Origin of the sequence: Haloarcula sp. Atlit-7R (assembly GCF_003666065.1) — an archaeon.
Taxonomy (GTDB): Archaea; Halobacteriota; Halobacteria; order Halobacteriales; family Haloarculaceae; genus Haloarcula; species Haloarcula taiwanensis.
In genome coordinates this window covers 121,264-140,824 of record NZ_QXIK01000006.1, presented here as the reverse complement: position 1 = coordinate 140,824, position 19,561 = coordinate 121,264, and the positions used below count along the sequence as shown (strand labels likewise).

Annotated in this window: 16 protein-coding genes; 7 read left to right on the top strand and 9 right to left on the bottom strand. The window is 54.2% G+C overall.

The window, feature by feature from the left end:
- Positions 1–46: 46 nt before the first annotated feature.
- Both D3D01_RS13820 and D3D01_RS13815 read right to left on the bottom strand, forming a co-directional pair.
- On the bottom strand, positions 47–1,552 hold the full coding sequence (locus D3D01_RS13820; protein ID WP_121512570.1) for a lipopolysaccharide biosynthesis protein: 1,506 nt from the start codon (positions 1,550–1,552) through the stop codon (positions 47–49).
- A 225-nt stretch (positions 1,553–1,777) separates the two neighbouring features.
- Entirely contained in the window at positions 1,778–2,914 is a 1,137-nt protein-coding gene (locus tag D3D01_RS13815) for a Gfo/Idh/MocA family protein (RefSeq protein WP_121512569.1), read from the bottom strand.
- 498 nt (positions 2,915–3,412) lie between these two features.
- Here D3D01_RS13815 and D3D01_RS24115 point away from each other — a divergent pair, with 498 nt between their 5' ends.
- Positions 3,413–3,586, top strand: a complete 174-nt coding sequence (locus D3D01_RS24115; RefSeq protein ID WP_199725397.1) for a hypothetical protein — start codon at positions 3,413–3,415, stop codon at positions 3,584–3,586.
- Positions 3,587–3,681: 95 nt separating this feature from the next.
- Here D3D01_RS24115 and D3D01_RS13810 read toward each other — a convergent pair whose 3' ends face one another.
- From D3D01_RS13810 to D3D01_RS13780, 6 genes are all read right to left on the bottom strand, one after another.
- Positions 3,682–4,488, bottom strand: coding sequence for a glycosyltransferase family 2 protein (locus tag D3D01_RS13810; RefSeq protein WP_121512568.1), 807 nt, complete (start codon positions 4,486–4,488; stop codon positions 3,682–3,684).
- Positions 4,489–5,112: 624 nt separating this feature from the next.
- The gene (gene aglF / locus D3D01_RS13800) at positions 5,113–5,865 is read right to left on the bottom strand and encodes a UTP--glucose-1-phosphate uridylyltransferase AglF (RefSeq protein ID WP_121512567.1); all 753 of its coding nucleotides are present in this window, start codon (positions 5,863–5,865) and stop codon (positions 5,113–5,115) included.
- A 103-nt stretch (positions 5,866–5,968) separates the two neighbouring features.
- The gene (locus tag D3D01_RS13795) at positions 5,969–6,166 is read right to left on the bottom strand and encodes a hypothetical protein (RefSeq protein ID WP_077067820.1); all 198 of its coding nucleotides are present in this window, start codon (positions 6,164–6,166) and stop codon (positions 5,969–5,971) included.
- Positions 6,167–7,525: 1,359 nt separating this feature from the next.
- The gene (locus tag D3D01_RS13790) at positions 7,526–8,068 is read right to left on the bottom strand and encodes a hypothetical protein (RefSeq protein ID WP_121512566.1); all 543 of its coding nucleotides are present in this window, start codon (positions 8,066–8,068) and stop codon (positions 7,526–7,528) included.
- 498 nt (positions 8,069–8,566) lie between these two features.
- Positions 8,567–8,830, bottom strand: coding sequence for a HalOD1 output domain-containing protein (locus D3D01_RS13785; protein WP_101351676.1), 264 nt, complete (start codon positions 8,828–8,830; stop codon positions 8,567–8,569).
- A 70-nt stretch (positions 8,831–8,900) separates the two neighbouring features.
- The gene (locus D3D01_RS13780; RefSeq protein ID WP_121512565.1) at positions 8,901–12,065 is read right to left on the bottom strand and encodes a GAF domain-containing protein; all 3,165 of its coding nucleotides are present in this window, start codon (positions 12,063–12,065) and stop codon (positions 8,901–8,903) included.
- 555 nt (positions 12,066–12,620) lie between these two features.
- Here D3D01_RS13780 and rdfA point away from each other — a divergent pair.
- The 6 genes from rdfA (at position 12,621) to D3D01_RS13750 (ending at position 19,153) form a co-directional block, all read left to right on the top strand.
- Entirely contained in the window at positions 12,621–13,268 is a 648-nt protein-coding gene (rdfA, locus tag D3D01_RS13775; protein WP_101351678.1) for a rod-determining factor RdfA, read from the top strand.
- A complete protein-coding gene (locus D3D01_RS13770; protein ID WP_121512564.1) occupies positions 13,265–15,055 on the top strand; it encodes an archaea-specific SMC-related protein in 1,791 nt (596 codons plus the stop codon). The genes rdfA and D3D01_RS13770 overlap by 4 nt, the downstream gene beginning before the upstream one ends.
- Before the next feature lie 156 nt (positions 15,056–15,211).
- Positions 15,212–16,036 (top strand): hypothetical protein, encoded by an 825-nt coding sequence (locus tag D3D01_RS13765; protein WP_121512563.1) that lies wholly within the window; start codon positions 15,212–15,214, stop codon positions 16,034–16,036.
- A gap of 471 nt (positions 16,037–16,507) precedes the next feature.
- A complete protein-coding gene (gene nadE, locus D3D01_RS13760) occupies positions 16,508–17,356 on the top strand; it encodes an NAD(+) synthase (protein WP_199725396.1) in 849 nt (282 codons plus the stop codon).
- A 145-nt stretch (positions 17,357–17,501) separates the two neighbouring features.
- A complete protein-coding gene (locus tag D3D01_RS13755; RefSeq protein ID WP_101351682.1) occupies positions 17,502–17,699 on the top strand; it encodes a 30S ribosomal protein S17 in 198 nt (65 codons plus the stop codon).
- Positions 17,700–17,818: 119 nt separating this feature from the next.
- Positions 17,819–19,153 (top strand): 5'-deoxyadenosine deaminase, encoded by a 1,335-nt coding sequence (locus D3D01_RS13750; RefSeq protein ID WP_121512561.1) that lies wholly within the window; start codon positions 17,819–17,821, stop codon positions 19,151–19,153.
- Between the two features lie 20 nt (positions 19,154–19,173).
- Here the strand turns inward: D3D01_RS13750 and D3D01_RS13745 are convergent, their stop codons facing one another.
- A complete protein-coding gene (locus D3D01_RS13745) occupies positions 19,174–19,554 on the bottom strand; it encodes a Rid family detoxifying hydrolase (RefSeq protein WP_121512560.1) in 381 nt (126 codons plus the stop codon).
- Positions 19,555–19,561 lie beyond the last annotated feature (7 nt).

Here is a 19,561-nt window from a genome sequence, read left to right as displayed (position 1 = left end):
TTCCGTTCGCCGAGCCAATTGATCTGGATTACCTGTTTCATTTTGATCACGCCAACGTATCGAATATGGATTCGAGGTTCTGCTTGACTTCCCAATTGAAACTAAACATGAGAGCCAGAGCCAGGGCCACATAGACTCCGATACCGACCAGAACCATCAGAATAAACTCCAATACCGGCGCGTTGAGAGTCACTGTCTGATAGACGTAGGTCACCGCAGCTGCCATCCCGAGACTTGCTGCCAGTGGATACGAGACCTCCCTGAGCACTCGAACTGGAGACGCCTCAACTGTCCGGGAAATAAGATAGGTGTCTATCGGCATCATCGGGAAGATGTAGACGCCCGTAATGAGGGCCGCGGTCCCCTCGATTCCGTACATCATTGTGGCTGGATAGATGAATATCGCAATGAGAGTCACACGTACAGCGGAGAGTTTAGCAATATAGTCTGGCCGTCCGACCGCTTTCCAGACTGGCCCCATCGTCGCACCCATCGAACGCAGTAGCCCATAGATAGCTAGCAACTGCATTACGGGGATCATCGGTCGCCACTCTGGGGTGAAGAATGCTTCGACGAATGCGGGTGCGACCGCCGCGATACCCATAGCTGCTGGGAACGAGGCCAGAGTGGTCATCCTGAGCGTCTGGAGATATCCGGATCGGAGCTTCTCGACATCGTTCTGTACCTTCGAATAGGCCGAAAACGTCACACTGGAGATTGTCTGTGTGATTTCGGTCGCCGGCGCGTTCGAAAGCCGGTAGGCAAGCTGATAAAACCCTAGTGCACTCGCCATGAGCGCCCAGCCGACAAACGCATCATCCCCTCTACTGTACAGGAAATAGAGGATCGAATTGGCCGTAACCCACTTCCCGAAACTGTACCGCTTTTTTGCAACATCGAGGTCAAACGACGGCCATGGCCGGTATCCGTCTGCGATATACGAGACGAGAAACCGGGCGGCGTCGCCGGCGATGAATCCGATTGCCAGTGCATAGACGGTTGGATCATACAGAGCTAGACCCACGGTGACGACGAAGTATGCCACCGCACCGCTGACTCTGTAGACGAACTCTTTGTGGAAATCTAGACTCTTCTGAAAATAGACGACAGCAGGGTTTTGTAACCCAACAATAAACGGCGAAAGGGCGATGACCCGAAATAGGTCGGTCGCCGCAGGTTGGTTAAATAACGAAGCTATAAACGGTGCCCCAAGGAACAGGATTACGCCAATTACCGTCCCTCTCGCTGTCTCAATTGTCCAAGCCGTGTTGAGTTCGTCGTCGACATTGTCCTCCTCGGCCTGTATCAGAGCAGACTTGATGCCCAACTCCGAGAATTTCTTGAGTGAGGATAGCGTCAACAGCGCGATTCCCATCAACCCGAATGCACGTGGGGACAACAGTGAAGCGACGATGACTAGCAACAGCAACTCTAACCCCCGTTCAGTGACGTTCATGACGCCGACCCAAACGCCACTTTTGACAGCCTGTTCCATGACATCGTCACTGGCAGGGAGCAGTCGCTTTATCAGCCGTTTTAGTTTATCTAGCATCGTCGTCCAAACTCCTCGTAACGTCTGTGTCGAGCCACTCTGCTAAACTGAAATGTGTTCTGCCGACGTAATACTCTACATTGCTGTGCCTGCATAGACTCTCCGTTGCTACACACTTTGGATACCCTCTGTTTGTTATGAACGGGATAACTGCGACACCGCTGAACTATCAGGGCGTCTCCTGACGACCCCCTCTTGGTTGCAACTGGTCGAGTGTACTGGGGTTTACTGATTGTCAGCGGTGAGGACTTGTCCACTTTCAACCATCGACTCCAGCGGGTTATCGTCGATCTCCAGCGGGAAATCGACTCGCCCACACCGGCGAGCGGATTCCCAGCACCCGAATATCAGCTCTGTCGCCTGCAGTGCATTGTCTGCTGAAAGCTCGGGTTCACGGCCTGTGGCAAGTGCGTCGACGGTGTCCGCAATGGCACGGTCGATATAGGTTTCGGGTCTTGTGTTCTCTACAGTGACTCCCGGTATTCGAGCGCTGAGCTTCTGTTTTGCAGCGTCGAATATTGTTTCGTTGGGCCCATGCACATCCTCTCCATCAGTGTCGATTGTTGTCCAGCTTTTCCCGGTCCGGAGCCGTAGGGGAACCTCGCCGCCGATTTCTATTACTCCGTCTGTACCAAGCAGTCGCATATGACTGTCGACAATGCCACCGTCCCCTGTCGATGCAAGCCCGTTGACACCGTTTGTATACCGCCATTGCGCGATAGCCTGATTCTCGTTGTGGGCCCCGAACTGTACGTTTTCCTCGCTGTATTCGATCCCAGCCATCACCCACTTCGACATTGCTTGATCAGTGAAATACCCACAGAGGTCAAACAGGTGTGACCCGTAGTCGAACAGATTTTTTCCACCAAGTTCAATTCGCTCTAATGAGCCTATCTTTCCGTTTTCAAGCAGCGACTTGGCCTTCCGGAAGGGCTTCCCGAATCGCCGTTGATGATTGAACGTGAGTTGGATGCCGGCCCGCTTACAGGCCGACACCATTGTCTGACAGTCCTCCCATCTCGTTGCCATTGGCTTTTCGCAGTGGATCGCGTCCATTACCCCGCTATCAGCACACGTCATCACGACAGGTGCATGGATATGGGGCGGAACACAGACACTGACGATGTCGGGTTCGACAGCAGCGAGCATCTTTTCAGTATCTGTGTAGATGTTTCCGTCTGGGAGATTCCATCGTTCACCGAAGTTCTTGGCATTTTCCGGGACGACGTCGGCACATGCGGTAATTTCACACGAACCTAGCCGCCTGTACGCGCCTGCATGTCTGTATGCCATTGCGAACCCGTCGGTATCCGGGTCGTCCGGATCTGCGCCAGTCCCAATGACTGCGACAGTGTACGTCATCGGTTGAGAGTGGGACAGTAGCCCCAATAGTAGTAACCTCGTACTGCTAACTCTGGCAGTCTGCAACAACCGGCCGCTCTCTTAATACGACTGGGTCCATATCTGAAACTCTGTATCAGTACGCACCCATCTCATGGGGTTTTGGAACACGCACGGTGTGGTTATATGACTACTAACTCGGACTTGCCGGACTCCCAATCAGAACACTCATATCAGCAACTACGTAGATGTTCGGTCGTGACTTGACTCTCCCCTCTCAAGTACACATACGACGACAGCCGCAAGTCGGCGTTTACTTTCTGTGCCCTCTATATACGTGGTAGCTAGGCCCCTGTCCAAACCACATGGCGATCAACAGCAGGATATGCTACAGCATGACTGACAGTATGGCCTGTTTACTAAAACGCGCCCCGTCATTGGATTCCTGATAACGATGGATCAAAATAGCCGCCGACATAGCGTAGCTACAGGAGCAAGAAGGACTATTCCACGGTACTGATGCCTTCAGATGATGAGACCAAGACCATGGAGTCGGAGCAGGCCACCCGGCGGACCGTTCTTGCCCTCGTCGCGACTGGTCTCTCGTTTATCACTGCAGTGCTTGTGAAGCGGGAGCTATTCTATCGTGGATACGGTGAGGATGGATATGGTGAACATGGCTTCGGCGAGTGACTAACACAGAATCTCCTCCGACTTTGTCCACGGATAGAATCGCTGCAGTAGCTGTCAGGTTGCCCCAATCCAGCACTGACGGAATCAGTCTAAGATTATTCTGACGGGTCTGCGGACTGTGAAGGCCGATCAATCTCTGGTACCTCGCCCCTATCCGCTTCTTGCTGGGGGTGACTAAGGAACCCTCGAAGACGCCCAGCTGTCTTCGCAACGGTACTCCCCGCCTCTACCACGGTAGCTGTTGGCGTTATTCTGATGTAATTCAGTGGGTCAAATGCTTCACAGGAAATATTCTTTAGTTGATCAGCCCGCGAGATGTTACACTTTGACCAGTAGTATGGACTCTTCGTTTCGAGTTTATACTGCTTCCGCCAGTATTCGGTAATAGAAGACGCGTACGGATGATCGACAATGAGTTCGGGATCGTAGAGAATATCAAACTTGCTGCTGACTCGCCTGGCAAGTTCTTTTTCTTCGTGACCCCACCCCATCTGTTCGTCCCACCCACCGACGGTCCTGAATACGTCCCTGTGAACGCCCATGTTACACCCCCAGAAGTGTCTGACGTAGCACGCATCGTCTCCCCAATCGTAATGACCGGTGAAATGTCGGGCAAATACATCATCTGCTGGGTGAATGGTTCGACCGGCGTAGGCCGCCTCTGTTTCGAGTACTTCGTTGGCTTTTTGAAGATATCCCGGTCGGACTCGTGAATCATCATCGAGAAACACGATTTTGTCGCTTGAGGCACGTCTGATCCCTTCATTCCGTGCTCTGGTTACTGGGCTCTCATCGCAGACGATAACCTCGAAGTCGTCGAATGCCTGTTGCTCGAGGCACTGAATTGCTTCAATCTCATCCCGCGGCTTCAGTGTCGCGATGACAACGCTGACTGATACCATGTAATCCTTCTATGAAGTTGATATCGCCTTCAATATATTAGTATAGTCTACCTGTCACTATTAGGAACGACATTCGTGAGTTTGGCCTACGCCGGCATGGTTGCAATAACTGCCTGTACCCACGATACAACCCCGTAAACAAACACCACAAACCCACTCATGGAAACCCAGCGTAGTCGCCTGTGATTCTTCGGCCTAGGGCCATCTGGTTTACTGAGCTCAACTGCAAAGAGAAACCCCGCATAGCTGAGCAAGTAATACAATAACGGGTTCCAACGACCAATAAACATCATACCTCCCAGCGTCGTCGATAGCCAGACGACGAACACACCCACAAACTGTCGGACCCAGCTAGCGCACATAGCTACGCTAATACACCCCTCCTGTTTTGTTATATTACTGCTAGCGCGTGCTGTTGGCCGATAATCTGAACGGTGCTTCCAATAGCAGTTCCCGTATGAATAGCTGTGGTGTACGATGTTCTAGCTTGGGCACTACTGAGAAGCCACAGAAATTGGATCATTGAATTTGGCGCCCGAAAACAATGAGTCGAATCACATACAATTCGCCATCGGCTCACCGGGACCAACACAACGGTGATTTGGGAGCGCTTTAGACGTGGAGCTATTGTTGGATATTCCCGCCGCTAGTGGGCGGCGCGGCTGCTTCCTTTGAAAGACGCTGTTCTGCAGCATCTCTGTCTTCAGGATATCCAACGTCGATACGCCATCCCTTAAGACGAACGGCGTCGATGGTTCTTCCGCTGTCCATCAGCAAATCAATGGCATCGCTGAGCTCGTACTCGCCCCGATCAGAGGGCTGAACCAGGCGACATGCTTTGAATATTGCTGGAGAAAACGTGTAAAAGCCGGTCATGACCAGATTAGATGGAGGGTCGTCCGGCTTTTCTACCACATCGGTTATCTCACCGTATTTATTCGTCACGCAAACGCCATACCGAGACGCCTCGTTCTCCGGGACCTCTTCCACCAGAAATGCGCAGTCGACGCGTTGCTCCCGTTGTCGTTGCACGACTGTGTCGAGGTTTCCTCGAAACACATTGTCTCCCAGCATCAGCATAAAATCATTCTCAATTTCTTGTTCGGCCTGTAATAAAGCGTGTGCTAGCCCAGCAGGCTCTTCCTGATGAACATACGTTATCGGGACTCCATCGTACGAGTTCCCGTAGTAGTCGATAATCTGCTCTTGGCGATATCCGACGACGATAACAAACTCGTCCGCATCAAGTGAAACGAGTTCGTCAAGACAGTGTGTCAAAAGCGGCTCTCCGTTTACCTTGACTAACGCTTTTGGAAGGTTATCAGTCAGTGGCTGGAGTCGTGTTCCCCTCCCAGCTGCGAGGACTACTGCTTTCATCACTCACACGCTTTCCCAGATGCCACATTGTAATGCTGCTACTAATCAGAGCTTATCACATGTAAGCAAACCGCACATCCTTTCGGTCACCAGCGCCGTTCAGCTATCGGCGTAAATCTCGAAGTGAGTCCGAATGAATAACAATGAACTCTTCTTCACCAAGTTGTGACTCGTGCTCTGGCAAAAATATCAACTGTGAATCTGTAGAAGATTTGACAACAGTGAGTTCTTCCATCTCGTAACCTAGGTCCGATTCCCAGTCCGGGTCTGTTGCTACGTCCTCCCACTCCTCTGAGGTCATCATTCAGTCGTTACTCCATTCAAATGTCCTGATATTGACAAACTCAAACACTTGTGTGTCAACCGCGAATCCTGACTCCGGTCCAGTAGTCCTGATCTCATATTAAGACGATATTTATACTCTCTCTCTACCGCGCTGACATCGAGCATATCTCGGAAAGGTGTAATTACTATATTAAAGATTACGTCTCTATACACGTAATTCTTATGCAAATTACAACCCAGTTACTTACCAGCCTATCCTGCGACTTCGCACTCGACAAAACTCATAGTCCCCGGCAGTAAGATCAAATTACTTCGCTATTCGCTAGGTTTGGACTGTGGATGACACTGTTCTGTGACGTATGTGGATACTGAACTTAGCCACAGGATCACTCAAACTTCTCTGTACATCCATACCAATAGTTCTGTATCTACGGATCCTAATTGACAATCTCATGCGGGCTATTTTAACTGTAATCGTTACGCCTGAATCTCCAAACCAACAACGTCCTCTCAAATACTGTCAGTGGGTACCTTCGTTGGCTTTGACACTTGATCAATCTGAGCAGCTACTGTCGCTCTAGTACGTTGTGGTGGTAAGCTCAGCTATGCCAGAATAACACAACTATAACAATACACCCTTGCGTGTAAGAATCTAACGGAGAGGGCAGCTACCCGACACCCACAACACCGGCCCAATCCTTACCACCCCCCTCAGGGACGCTCGTGCCCTGTATAGTCGCTGTCGACTCGGAACGCTCTCTCCACTTTGACAGTGAGCTGGAGCGGCTTCGTTCACACCGCCTTTCCGGCTCACTCCGGTCTTAGCTCCCTAGCTACGCCTACTGGCGTCAGACACTTTGCTATGGCTTCGCCGACCCCACGAAGAATTGTTGAGGCACTACCGTCCTCTTCAAATTAAAATCAAGTCATGAGAAAGTCACTGATATCTACCAGACCAGGCGCGGCTGACACCCGAAATCGTAACTGACGAACAGATATTACAGCCTTACTAATATATGTATGACCACTCCCCCAGCCAACATCTGGACAAGCGCTCACAGTGATCACAGAATTCAGATACTTATAACTAACTTCCGAAAGCCCGATGCAAATATGCTCTGGACATCGACAACTGACAACCGTCTAGAAGAAGCTGACTACCTCAAATATGAACTCAATTACTAAACTGTAACAGTTACAGGTAGCGGTGTATGCCGGAACATATCTCCGACAGCGAAATGGAACGGATCTCGGAATTCGCGAGCACTCCGATGTACAAGCGGTCGCCTGATCAGTTACTGCCGGACAGTGCGGCCGACGACGAAGAATAACACACCCTTGGGGGGGTGTCTTTTTGATCAGCCTACAGTTCCGTTCACGGCTCACCGATGTCGAAGGTTTTATTGTTTTTTCTTAGGCGCATGGAGACCGCGTGAGCAATAGAAAGCACGAGAAATGAACTGATGACGACTAGTCCGATGACTAACGGATTAACGGCACTGAGCAGAGGCACACCGACGATCGCTGCTATAACCAAAACGGCATTCAAGAAAGCTACAGCGCCATAGTACTGATACCACTTTGACTCGTCATCGCCATTGCTGATGAACGGTTCAACTTCCGGCGCATCCTCTCGAAGAGCTATCTCACCCGTATCGGCGTCATAAGTTATTAGCCCTGCCTCTTGCAGCTTCGGAGCATGGGTCTGATACAGCGAAACGTACACCCGCTTTCGGGCCTGCGAGGAGAGTTCTTCAACGGTTGTATCGTTTTCCCACGCGGCCAATTCCTCAGCTAAATCGGTCAGCTGTACTGGTTCCATCTGTTGGCGCAAATAATAAAGTGTGTATCGACGCCTAGAACTGCTGAGGATATCGAATATTTGGTCGCGCGAGAGCTCTTGTTCTTCTTCTGCCATCGGTGCGCTCATAACCTCTCTTGCTGCATTGGTTTATGTTCAGGCCGCGAGAGCGACATATATACACGAAACCCGGGGTACCGTTTTGTTACACCCCCGTTACCCTCTAATTCCTCAGTAAGAAATAGCTACTTGTATGACGTACTAGGATTCTGTCCGTCACTGACTGGCCACAGTCAGCATATAATCTCTGTACCTGTGATGTGGACGTATTCGCTATACTACACGCCGCAATCACAAAAATTGAGTATAGATAACATGTAAGTATGAAGGCGAAAGCGCCGTACGGTAAGTTTGTGCTCGGTTGAGACACCCCTCTGATTCACACTACCAGACCCTGGATCTGCTTCTATTAATACATATATAAATATTAGAACTGCACTATCAGATTCTACCGAGAGCAGACAGAAATTACGTAGTATCCTATTAATAATATATCGGGGATATACGACACTGGTTATGTACTCGCTGAAGGAACAGTAGGAAGTTGCCAGCCAGCTACGTGGGCGTGATTTCGATTGTCTCGCTGTCTCGGATCCGAACGGTGTACCCACTGTATGTGAAACTGATCTGTATATCGTCGTTGGACCGCCCTGTGACGAGCGCGTCGAGGGCATCCGGGTCGATCTGATTATATAACGGCGGGAGGCTCGTTTCTGTGACGGATTCTTTGGCTGCTATCGCGGTCACAATCGCTTCACTCGGTGATTCGTACTGGTTTGCCCAGAAGACAGTTTCTGTCTCGTTCCACTCCAGACTCATTATTCCTTGTATGGACGTGCTACCGTATCAGCATATACTCTATCAGACTAGCAAACTGAAATTACAGACGCTAACTATCTAAATGCTGGGTCGTTCCACCTTCGCTAAACAATTGTTCGAGTAGTTTCCGGACAGCGACCCGAAGATGATGGCTAAACGTTGGTTGTGATATATCGAGTGTATCGGCGATCTCCTGTCCGGTCTTGTCTCGGGGAGATTGATAGAACCCGCTATAGTAGGCTGCAAGCAGGACCTCGAACTGTCGGGTGGTTAGCTGTGCCGTCAGCTCCGAGTGGAATGACTCGCGGGTCTGGACACCACGTTCCCGCTTGTGACGGCTCACGAGCTCGATATCTGGACACGAACGCCGTAATTCGGCTATGAGCTGGCGAATATCGACAGTCTGTGGGACCTCAAGCTGTATCTCTAGCGTCTCACCGTCGGACCGGAGTAACTGCGGGGCCCCTCCCTGCTCGGCGACTGTCAGTGCAAGCTGTGTTCCCGATACTGCTGCCTCGAACAACCTCCTGTCTTCTGTATCAGTCAAACACTCTAACCGCTCAAGTCGGGGGAGGGTGTCCAAACACGCTTGTAGGTCATCGGGGGAAGCGTCAGTGCTGAAAAACACGATACAGCTGGTCTCTCCCTGTGGAACGATACCCTCGAATGTGACCTCTGCATCGGCGATGCCCGCGATCCGATGAATGATATCGTCGGACTCCGTTGCTTCCAACTGGAGTTCGACGGCCCGATCTGCGACGAGCCCTTGCTTCGTTTCAATACTATTAATGGCGTATCCGACGGTCTCACTCACCTCTTCGAGTACCGACTGTGTCGGCAGATCGAAAGTGTCCGGCGTTTTCGCGTATACGGTCAGGATGCCGTAGGAGAGTTGCTGATAGCTAAGTGGAATACTGACGACTGACTGGAACCCTCGTTCCAGTAGCCGTCGTTGCCACCCTTTGCCCCTGAGGCCGTCCGCGATGTTGTTGTTCAGCGTCTGTTCATTAGTCCGGGCTGTCTGGACTGCTGGTGGAGGCGGCGTCTCATTCGAGGGCGTGCGGGATTCTTGCAAAAAACCACGGTCGGTTCCTGCCCACGTCCGTGGTGTGACTCGATCGTTATCGGATTCGTATTCGCCGATCCAGGCAAACGAACAGATGTCTGACGCGACCAACTGATCACACACCGCTTGCTCTATTTCGGAGCGACTGTCTGCCCTGAGCACTCGCTCGTGAATTTTCTGGCTTAGCTCCGTCAACCGATTCATCTGCTCAAGCTGAACCGTCTGTTGCTCAAGATCGCGCTGCCTGTCTTCGAGTTCCGTCTCGTAGGTTAGCCTATCGAACGCCGTTCGAATCGTCGCTCCGAGGAGCTCTGTAATCCGGTGCGTCTGGGTATCGAACACGCCGCCGGTGGTGTCACCTGCCCGAAGGACGCCGTGGTCCCCCAGCGGGACGAACACGGCTTTCCCGTCAGCTATGGCCTGTTCATTCGCATCACCGGTCGACTCCTCGTCACGTACTATCGTTTCTTCGGCGAAAAAGGCCGAACTCACAGGGCTATCGTCGTCCGCCGGAATCGCTCTGTGCCCTTCGGTATCCGTGGCCGCAAGCGGGCGGAAAGCGTTCGTATCGCTGTCGAACGTATACAGCACAACCTCGGGGAGCCCGATGATATCGCGCGCCCGGGAGACGACGATTTTCGCGGCTTCCTCTTCTGATGTCACACCCAAGAGGTCCGTTGCCGTTTCGTACAACTGCGTAAAGCCCATCTCCGCCCGCTGTGTCTGTAGTTCGTTTCCGACCCACTTGCTCAGCAGGTCTACGAGTGTCACGTCCCAGTCTGAGAACCCAGTTCCGCTGCCCCCAGATCCGTAGAAACAGAGCGTCCCGTAGATACTCTCGCCAACAGTGAGTGGCGTCCCGAGGTACCGATTGACTTCGCCGTCCCATATGTGGTCTCGACCACTGCCGCCACATTCGGCATTGACATCTGTCATCACGACTGTCTCTTCTCTCGTAATAACCTTCGCACAGGGCGTTTCTGACAACGGAATGGTCCCTCCCGAAAAGATCGTTTCGTCAGGTGTCTGAAGTACTTCGAAACCGTATTCCATCCCATTGATCTGCGACAGCGTCGCATACTCGGTTCCCAGTACGCTGCGGCCCACTTGCATGAGTTCAGCTATCTGTTCTCGTAGCGCCCCTTCTCGCGTGGTGAACACTTCGGTAATCGTCCGCAGGACCTCTTCGCGCATTTCGAGCTCGGCACGCGTGGCTGTTGAATGGAGCCCGTCAGCGACGATTTCCGCAAGCTCTGACAGCACGGTCTGCTCCGCCTCGTCAAAAGCGTATGGTGTGTCCGCGTATATCGAAATGACACTCGGCACTGATCCCGTGTACTGGATCGGGAGGACGATCATCGATCGGAAACCGTACTCCGATGCGAGCTCGCGCCAGGGCTGGCCCGACGATTCGACCCGGATGTCGGACATCACCTGATGTTCGCCGGTTTCGATAGCGTGGCCGAACGGCCCGTCGTCGAACGCCGAGCGGCCGTATTTAGAGAGCATTGCTTCGACGTATTCGAAGGCGTCCCCACCGCCCGCAGTGGGGACGATATCACCCGATTCGTCCTTCTCGCCAATCCAGGCGAACTGGTAGGCGTCCGAACTGGTAAGAATCTCACAGACGGCTTCTTTGATTTCCTCTGCTGTAGAGGCCCGTAGTACCTGCCGATTAATCTCCCGGAACAGTGAGTTAATCCGTGATAGCCGCGCAGTTTCTCGGCGGAACCGGTATGACTCGACCGCGTTCTCGATTCTGTTCGTGAGCACTGCGTATTGCTCCGGACCGCCACCTTTGACGAAGTAATCAGTGACGCCAGCGGAAACCGCTTCGCTGGCGAGTTTCTCGCTCCCTTGGCCTGTCAACAGAATAAACGGGAGGTCTCCGTTAGACTGTCGCACCGTCTCTACGAACTCAATCCCGTCAGTCTCGGGCATCTCGTAGTCACTGACGATGCAGTCGATCGACTCGGAATCGAAGTAGCTGAGTGCATCCTCGACACTTGCGGCCTCGATGACATCGATACGGTCGTTTTCGTGTTCCAGCAGCTCCGCTGTCGTCCGCCGGAACTCCCCGTAGTCATCGACTAACAGTACCTTGATTCTCGAAGCGACCGTCCCACTGTCCGCTGATGCCGGCCCGGTTTCACCGGCCAACTTCCGCATACTACATCAATTACGAGACAGAGGGTATAAACGTTTGACTTGGTTACAACGCCGCCATGATTCTACGTCTGCTAGCAGCTGTCTCTCTTGGAAAAGTCGGCTCCTGACAAGTAAATGAATAGTTCTTATCGTTTAGAATGTGTATGGATACGACAACTTTCGCACCAGTGGCTCTAGTCGACCTCTCCTCTCAGACCGGTCTCTGTCTGGAAATCTTGGAAGACTCAAAGTACCCTTTCATTATCCATTTCCGGTGAGTGGTGGTCTGTCTTCAATACAGCCTTTCTGCGGAAGGTGACTGAAAAACGAATACGGTATCGCGTATTGCGGACGTGTACTAGTGCCGCTAACACATCAGGTAAAATTTATTACCGAATACATAACACATATATTACATTTATGGTGGCTGGCAGACAAACTCCGTCTTTATTTTTGTATCTCAGTGTCAAAATCACACACTCAGGGTGTATCTATTTATATGGAGCGTCGACGCACAGCAGACTGTGGCCACGCGCCGTCAAAAACTATTACTGAGCAGGCCGGAACAACTGGACAATGGCTGCTGACTCCGGTTGCAAAGTAGACGCGGTCATCGACAAGTACGCGTTGGCGTCGGCAGACCCCGTCTATGACTCCCTCGACGATGGGCTGCTCGCACGCTGGACTGGTGCTGATGACCGAACCGAAATGGGGTATCGGTCGTTGACAGCGTGGTTCAACAAACGACTTCTTAAACAAGTCTACACTGAACACGGGCGTGACGCCCTCGATACCCGCATAGACAGTGACTACGAGACATTACGGGGCAAAGACGATCTGCAACGAGACGAACTGATAGAGCGACTCCAGGCGACTGGCATTCCGGGTGCATCGATCCGCAATGACATGGTCTCGTGGGGGACGATGCGGACGCATCTCAACGAGTGCCTCGACGGGGAAAAAGAGCCCCGGGAGGCAACAAAGAACTGGGAGCGCGAAAGTGTGGCAACGGCCAAAACTGTCGCCGAACAGAAGGCCGAAACAGCATTGTCTTCGCTCGCGAAGAAGGGCGATATCGACGGCGGTGACACCGCGGAGATAGAGGCTCAGATACAACTCGGATGCCCGGATTGTCCGACCCGTGTTCCGTTTGCTGTCGCACTTGAGCGTGGGTACGTCTGCAAGCAACACCGGAGCGCGAACCTGTCAGCACACAACTCATGAGCTGGACCATCGAAATCGAACGAATCGCGGGGATACTCGACGGATCGGCGACGATAGAACCGGGACTGAATGTTGTCCGTGGCTCAAACTGGCAGGGGAAATCGAGCTTCATCGAATCTATCAAGACGGCCCTTGGCACTTCTACTGAACTGACTGAAGGGGCGGATGACGGTGCGGTGCATCTCGAAACGCCAACCGGTGCCTACGATGTGACGCTCAGCCGTGAGAACGGTACCGTGGTCCGACGGGGTGAACCGTATCTCAGTGACGAGTACGACGTGATCCGCGCTGAACTGTTTGCGTGCCTGGACGAACGAAACGAGGTCCGCCGTGCCGTCCGAGCAGGAGAGAACTTGGAGGACGTGCTGTTGCGGCCGCTCGACTTCCAGAATATCGACTCACAGATCGAGACGTTACAGCGGGAGCGCGAACAGATTGAAACGGAACTCACGCAGGCTCGCGAAGCGAAAAAGCGGATTCCAAGCGTTCAGGAGAAAGTGACACGACTGGAAGACGAAATCGAAGACCTGCGGGCCAGACGCGAGACAATCGACGACGAGGCGGGAAGCGACGACAGCTCTGAGTCCGTGCGCCGACAGCTCAGTCAAGCACGGACTGAACAGAATCAGGCCAAGAACCGCGTCGAACGACTGGAGCAAAGTATCGAGCGGACGGAACAGCGTCTCTCTGACCGCAAAGACGCCCTCGACGCCCTCGAAATCCCGGAGTACGATGATATTGAAGACAGGCTCTCGGAGGCGCGGGAACGGCTCTCGGAGGTGGAGCGCGACGCTGAGGTGCTCCAGTCTGTGTACTCGGCCACCGAGATGGTACTCAGCGAAGACCGGCTCGACTTGCTGGCCGAGGTGGAGCGGGATATCGCCGGGGACACCGTCGCCTGTTGGACCTGCGGCAGTGAGACCACACGAGCAGATTTGGCTGACCAACTGGACACAATCGGAAGCGAACTCACAGCGCTTCGCGCACAGAAGGAGACCTACCGAGATACTGTCGAGGAACTGGAAACACAGCGCGAGGAAATTAGTCAGGCTCGCCGGCGAAAGGCCGATCTAGAGGAAGATATCGCTGAGTTGAAAACGACGCTGGCCGACCGGAAACAGAGCCTCGATACAGCCAGAAACAGGCTTGAACAGGCTCAAGAGGACGTAGAGCGGCTTTCCGACCACGTTGATGCGGCTGTGGCGGAGCTTTCGGATGTCGAAAGTGAGATCAAGTACCGCGAGGCTGAGCTCGAAGACACTGCCGACGAGCTGGCGCAGCTCGAAACGAGAGCGGCCCGCGTCGACACGCTCGAGACTGAGCTTGAATCGCTCCGGGACGACCTCGCGGAACTTCGAAACCGGAAAGACCGAACCAAGCGTGAGTCACGGGAAGCGTTCGACACCGCGATGCAGGACATCCTCTCCCGATTTGGGACGGGGTTCGAAACGGCTCGCCTCACCGCTGACTTCGATATCGTGGTCGCTCGCGACGGCCAGGAAGCGAGCTTAGATGCCCTCAGCGAGGGGGAACTCGAACTGATCGGCTTTGTAGCAGCGCTGGCCGGCCGCCAGTCGTTCGACGTTAGCGACACTGTCCCGCTCATGCTCGTTGACGGGCTGGGTGGTCTCGATGATGACAATCTGCACACCCTCATCGAGTACTTGCGGCAGGGCACCGAGTATCTAGTATTCACTGCGTACCCGGAATACACTGCGTTCGACGGACGCGAGATCGACCCGACACAGTGGTCTGTTGCGAACGAGAAAGCGGCGTCGGCTGACTGAGTTCTCTCGCCCTTGAATCTCATTATCGACGCCCAGTCTCTTGCTCGGCTGCACACCGCTGTTGTCTGAGAAACGACTGGACACTCCTAGGTGTAACTCAAGTTTTAGGACAATTATACAAAGGAACTATGGGTGTTTGGCATACTTTTCCGCTAAATGGCGAGCATACGGGTAAAAGACTGGACAAAAGAAAAGCTGAGAAAGATACGGGACGCGGAGTCGCATTCATCGTACGATTCGGTTATCAAAACAATACTGAAAGACCGCAAAATCGCGAAGTACGCGGACGAGGACTCCAATACTGCGATAGGCGAGTCCGCCCAGTCACAGGATGCGGACATCGACAAAGCGTTCGATGACCTGACTGTGCTGGCGGAACTGACTGGGAGTCACGACGATGTGTTGTTCCTGTGGTGTCCAAACTGCGGGAACGAACTCGTCCATCTCACAGCCGAGCGGCCGCTTGGCCTTTCTGTGTTTGAGATGGAGTGCCAGCGGTGTCTTACCCACCTTGACAGCCAAGCCATCGTAGCTATCGAGTTGCAGTATCCAATCGAACAAAAGATGATCGAGGGACAGCTCGGGGCGGATCTCAAATCCTGCGTGATGGACTACTGGGACCGGACACTGAAGACGGCAACTACTGAGACGGTCGAAACAGAGCCTTCCGCTGCCCGTCTTGTCTGGCAGTTCGACCAGTACCACAAGCAGTTCGACTGGGATTGTCCGACTGCTGTCCCGACCGTCAGCTTTGTTCCCGGCGTCACGTATCGCAACACTGTGACTGACGAGCGAATCGAAGCTGTCGAAGCTGTCACCGAGAACCGGAACGCGATGGACTCCTACAAAATCAGACGCTACACTGCGGACGGTGGTGTCATCTCGGACCAACTTGACAGCAGTACGCTCGTCGACTGGATTGTCAACCGAGAGCTGGTTGTTACCGATAAGTCCATCGAAACGACCGAACTCACGACGTAGCGAACCGCGCGGTACCTGTCTTAGCTCATTGCCAGTGGATCTGGTCTATAGTAACACTGAAACGATTTACACACTTCGCACTGCCATCGTGCGATCAGGTGTGTATTGATTTCCAATGGCTACTATAGCTTTCAGAACTGGTCTGGCGGGAGCCGAGATGAGCGCCCTCTCCGAAAGGCCCCCTCTTCGCCCGATCCGGGATCTGCACTCTGTACAACACTCTGAGTACCGTGTAGCGCATCTCAACTCATATACCCGGACGGGTTCGACACTGAGTAGCATTCTCGGTATCCTAGTGGATATTCTCTCGTCGGATATAAGGAATATCGAGGCTTCCGAAGACACCCATGACGTTTGTCGACAACAGTTATACCGTACCAGTGACCTACGTCACAGTATGATTAGGCCGGTTGGATGCAGGCGTTTCGTTAGTCGCATCTCCGTGTGTCTGTCGGAGGCGGGAGCGTAGCAGTGAGTAAATCAACGCACCCTCGTACGCTCAAACTCCCGCGTGAGCAACACGGATTGGCGACGTCGACGGCAGCGACGAGACGGATACAGGGGATTCTCCCAGCGTTTCTGGAAAAGAAGCTCATCGACGCGGAGGCCAATGGACTTGTCGTGCCCCTTGACGGCAGTGTCGAATCGGCGGTTGCGGCGGCATTGGCCGTCGACGGCATCGGGGCCGAACACGTGACTGGACTCGTGATGCCGGTACAGTTAAGCGACGAAGGACCTGCCCGGACGGCTGAAACCGTCGCGTCGCTGCTTGACATCGACTGTCACCGAATCCATCTGCAGCCAGTGCTTACGGCGTTCCAACGAGCCGTCGGTGAGACCGGTGAGCCGACCGACGACCTCGTGGCGATGCAAAACGCCAGCGAGCGCGTCCGAATGGCGTGTAAGTACTACGTCGCAAACAGCAAAAATGAGCTGGTCGTCGGGACGGTCTCACGGACTGACCGGCTGCTGGGCTCCGTTGCGAAACACGGCGAGAACGGCGTGGATCTCTCACTGTTTGGCGATCTCTATCGGACTGAGATCGAGTCCCTGGCTGCTGCACTTGCGGTCCCATCGGACCTCCTCAACCAGTCCACACATCCGGTGAAAGACACTGGTGCAACCGATGCCGCGGAACTGGGCATAGACCAGCAAGCTCTCGATAGCATCCTCCACTTCGCGATTGATAGAGACTATTCCGCGTCGATGGTGGCCGACAAAGTCGGTGTTAGCGAATCTGTCGTCGAGCGTACGATTCAGTGGTGTGCCAGCACGCGCCACAAGCGACACACGCCGCCAAAGCCGTCGATGGATACCTGACACTTTCATCCGTCGGCCTGTGATGTATTGCGCCACCCCGGAGGCCGCAAATCTCCCGCAAGAGGGATGGCCAACAGTATGAGACACGCCGTGGTACGTCTGTGAGCAAAGCAGTTAACAGCTATACTCCGCGATTCTCACACCCATGCAGGCCGACCCCCAGGAGATAATCGACACCGGCGACAGGCTACTGTCTGAGTATCCCGAACTGTTTACTGAGCAGTACGAGACAAACACTCGACTCGTTCAGCGACTTGCCAGCGTGGATTCGTTTCGTACCCAGACCCGACTCACCAGATACATCACCCGTGAGAAACGGACACGAAACGGCCCGAAAACGTGAGACCACCGCGAACCACACGCGACACACGGAGTGCCACACGTCTGTGCCCGGCTTGTCTGCACTCGGTGGTCGCCCCTATATGAGGACCTTCTTTATACAGAGACCGTCTTGCAGAACGTATGCTACTCACTGGGACTGTCGTTGCAGATTCCGAGACTGTCCTGCAGGACGGGGCGGTCGTCGTCTCCGGGGACCGTATCGAGGCTGTTGGTTTACGGGCCGAACTCGAATCGCAGTACGCCGATCACGAACACCAGTCCTACGACGTGTTGTTGCCGGGACTCGTCGGCGGCCATATCCACTCCGTACAGAGTCTCGGCCGCGGCATCGCCGACGACACGGAACTGCTCGACTGGCTGTTCGACTACATTCTGCCGATGGAAGCCTCCCTGACCGCTGCGGAGATGGAGGTCGCGGCGAAACTTGGCTATCTGGAAATGATCGAAAGCGGGACCACGACCTGTATCGACCACCTCTCGGTCGCACACGCGGACCGCGCTTTCGAAGCAGCGGGCGAGATCGGTATTCGTGGCGTGCTCGGTAAGGTGCTGATGGACCAGCGCTCACCGGACGGCCTGCTAGAGGAGACACAGGCCGCACTGGACGAATCCGAGCGACTCATTCAGCAGTATCACGGTGCCTACAACGACCGGATCCGGTACGCCGTCACCCCGCGTTTTGCCGTCTCCTGCAGTGAGGCCTGTCTCCGGGGCGTGCGCGAACTGGCGGATAAATACGACGGCGTCCGCATCCACACCCACGCCAGTGAGAATCAGAGCGAAATCGAGACGGTGAAAGAGGATACCGGGATGCGCAACATCCACTGGCTCGACGAGGTGGGACTCACCGGCGAGGATGTGGTCCTTGCGCACTGTGTCTGGACCGACGAGAGCGAGCGCGAAGTCCTCGCTGAGACGGGAACCCACGTCACACACTGCCCGTCATCAAACATGAAACTCGCCAGCGGCATCGCGCCCGTCTGGGACTATCGCGACCGCGGTATCAACGTCGCTATCGGCAACGACGGCCCGCCCTGTAACAACACGCTCGACGCATTCACCGAGATGCGACAGGCGAGTCTCCTCCAGAAAGTCGACCAGCTGGACCCGACGGTGACGCCGGCGGCAGAAATCTTCGAGATGGCGACGCGAAACGGCGCGAAAGCCGCTGGGTTCGAGGAACTCGGCGCGATTCGGGAGGGATGGCGCGCTGACATCGTCGGTCTCGATACGGACTTCACGCGCGCGACGCCGCTGCACGACGTGCTCTCCCATCTGGTGTTTGCGGCACACGGCGACGACGTTCGGTTCACGATGGTCGACGGGAACGTCCTCATGGAACACGGTGACGTAACGACTATCGACGCCGACGCCGTCCGCTCTCGGGCCTCGACGATGGGGCTGGAGATGGACCTCGAAGACGAGCGCAAGTCCGCACAGGAACAGAAGCCCTGAGTGGCCCTCGGCGGGTGCCCTTACTCGCTCGTTGCGATGGCTTCGATTTCGACGCCGACACCCTTTGGCAGGTTAGCGACCTCAACTGCGCTCCGGGCCGGCGGCGCGTCGTCGAAGAAGCCGGCATATGTGTCGTTCATCGCCTCGAAATCGTCGATATCGTCGAGATAGACGGTCACCTTCAACACATCGCTCATTGTAAGCCCCTCGGAAGCCAGCACCGCTTCGACGTTCGATAGCGCCTGTTCGGCCTGTGTCGCTATCGGTTCGTCGTCGAGCAGGTCGCCGTCGGGCGTCATCGGAACCTGGCCCGCGGTGAACACGAGCGAGCCGTTCGTCGTTGCCTGACTGTACGCGCCGACCGCATCGGGAGCATCGGTCGTGCTGAGTATCCGTTTCATCAATCTG

What these genes read in the sequence shown, in the direction of transcription:
- D3D01_RS13810 (WP_121512568.1), bottom strand. Translation starts at nt 4,488, where the DNA reads ATGGTATCAGTCAGCGTTGTCATCGCGACACTGAAGCCGCGGGATGAG.
- D3D01_RS13745 (WP_121512560.1), bottom strand. Translation starts at nt 19,554, where the DNA reads ATGAAACGGATACTCAGCACGACCGATGCTCCCGATGCGGTCGGCGCG.
- rdfA (WP_101351678.1), top strand. Translation starts at nt 12,621, where the DNA reads ATGGCTGCTGACTCCGGTTGCAAAGTAGACGCGGTCATCGACAAGTAC.
- D3D01_RS13790 (WP_121512566.1), bottom strand. Translation starts at nt 8,068, where the DNA reads ATGGCAGAAGAAGAACAAGAGCTCTCGCGCGACCAAATATTCGATATC.
- D3D01_RS24115 (WP_199725397.1), top strand. Translation starts at nt 3,413, where the DNA reads ATGCCTTCAGATGATGAGACCAAGACCATGGAGTCGGAGCAGGCCACC.
- aglF (WP_121512567.1), bottom strand. Translation starts at nt 5,865, where the DNA reads ATGAAAGCAGTAGTCCTCGCAGCTGGGAGGGGAACACGACTCCAGCCA.
- D3D01_RS13770 (WP_121512564.1), top strand. Translation starts at nt 13,265, where the DNA reads ATGAGCTGGACCATCGAAATCGAACGAATCGCGGGGATACTCGACGGA.
- D3D01_RS13795 (WP_077067820.1), bottom strand. Translation starts at nt 6,166, where the DNA reads ATGACCTCAGAGGAGTGGGAGGACGTAGCAACAGACCCGGACTGGGAA.
- D3D01_RS13785 (WP_101351676.1), bottom strand. Translation starts at nt 8,830, where the DNA reads ATGAGTCTGGAGTGGAACGAGACAGAAACTGTCTTCTGGGCAAACCAG.
- D3D01_RS13780 (WP_121512565.1), bottom strand. Translation starts at nt 12,065, where the DNA reads ATGCGGAAGTTGGCCGGTGAAACCGGGCCGGCATCAGCGGACAGTGGG.
- D3D01_RS13755 (WP_101351682.1), top strand. Translation starts at nt 17,502, where the DNA reads ATGCAGGCCGACCCCCAGGAGATAATCGACACCGGCGACAGGCTACTG.
- D3D01_RS13820 (WP_121512570.1), bottom strand. Translation starts at nt 1,552, where the DNA reads ATGCTAGATAAACTAAAACGGCTGATAAAGCGACTGCTCCCTGCCAGT.
- D3D01_RS13765 (WP_121512563.1), top strand. Translation starts at nt 15,212, where the DNA reads ATGGCGAGCATACGGGTAAAAGACTGGACAAAAGAAAAGCTGAGAAAG.
- D3D01_RS13815 (WP_121512569.1), bottom strand. Translation starts at nt 2,914, where the DNA reads ATGACGTACACTGTCGCAGTCATTGGGACTGGCGCAGATCCGGACGAC.
- D3D01_RS13750 (WP_121512561.1), top strand. Translation starts at nt 17,819, where the DNA reads ATGCTACTCACTGGGACTGTCGTTGCAGATTCCGAGACTGTCCTGCAG.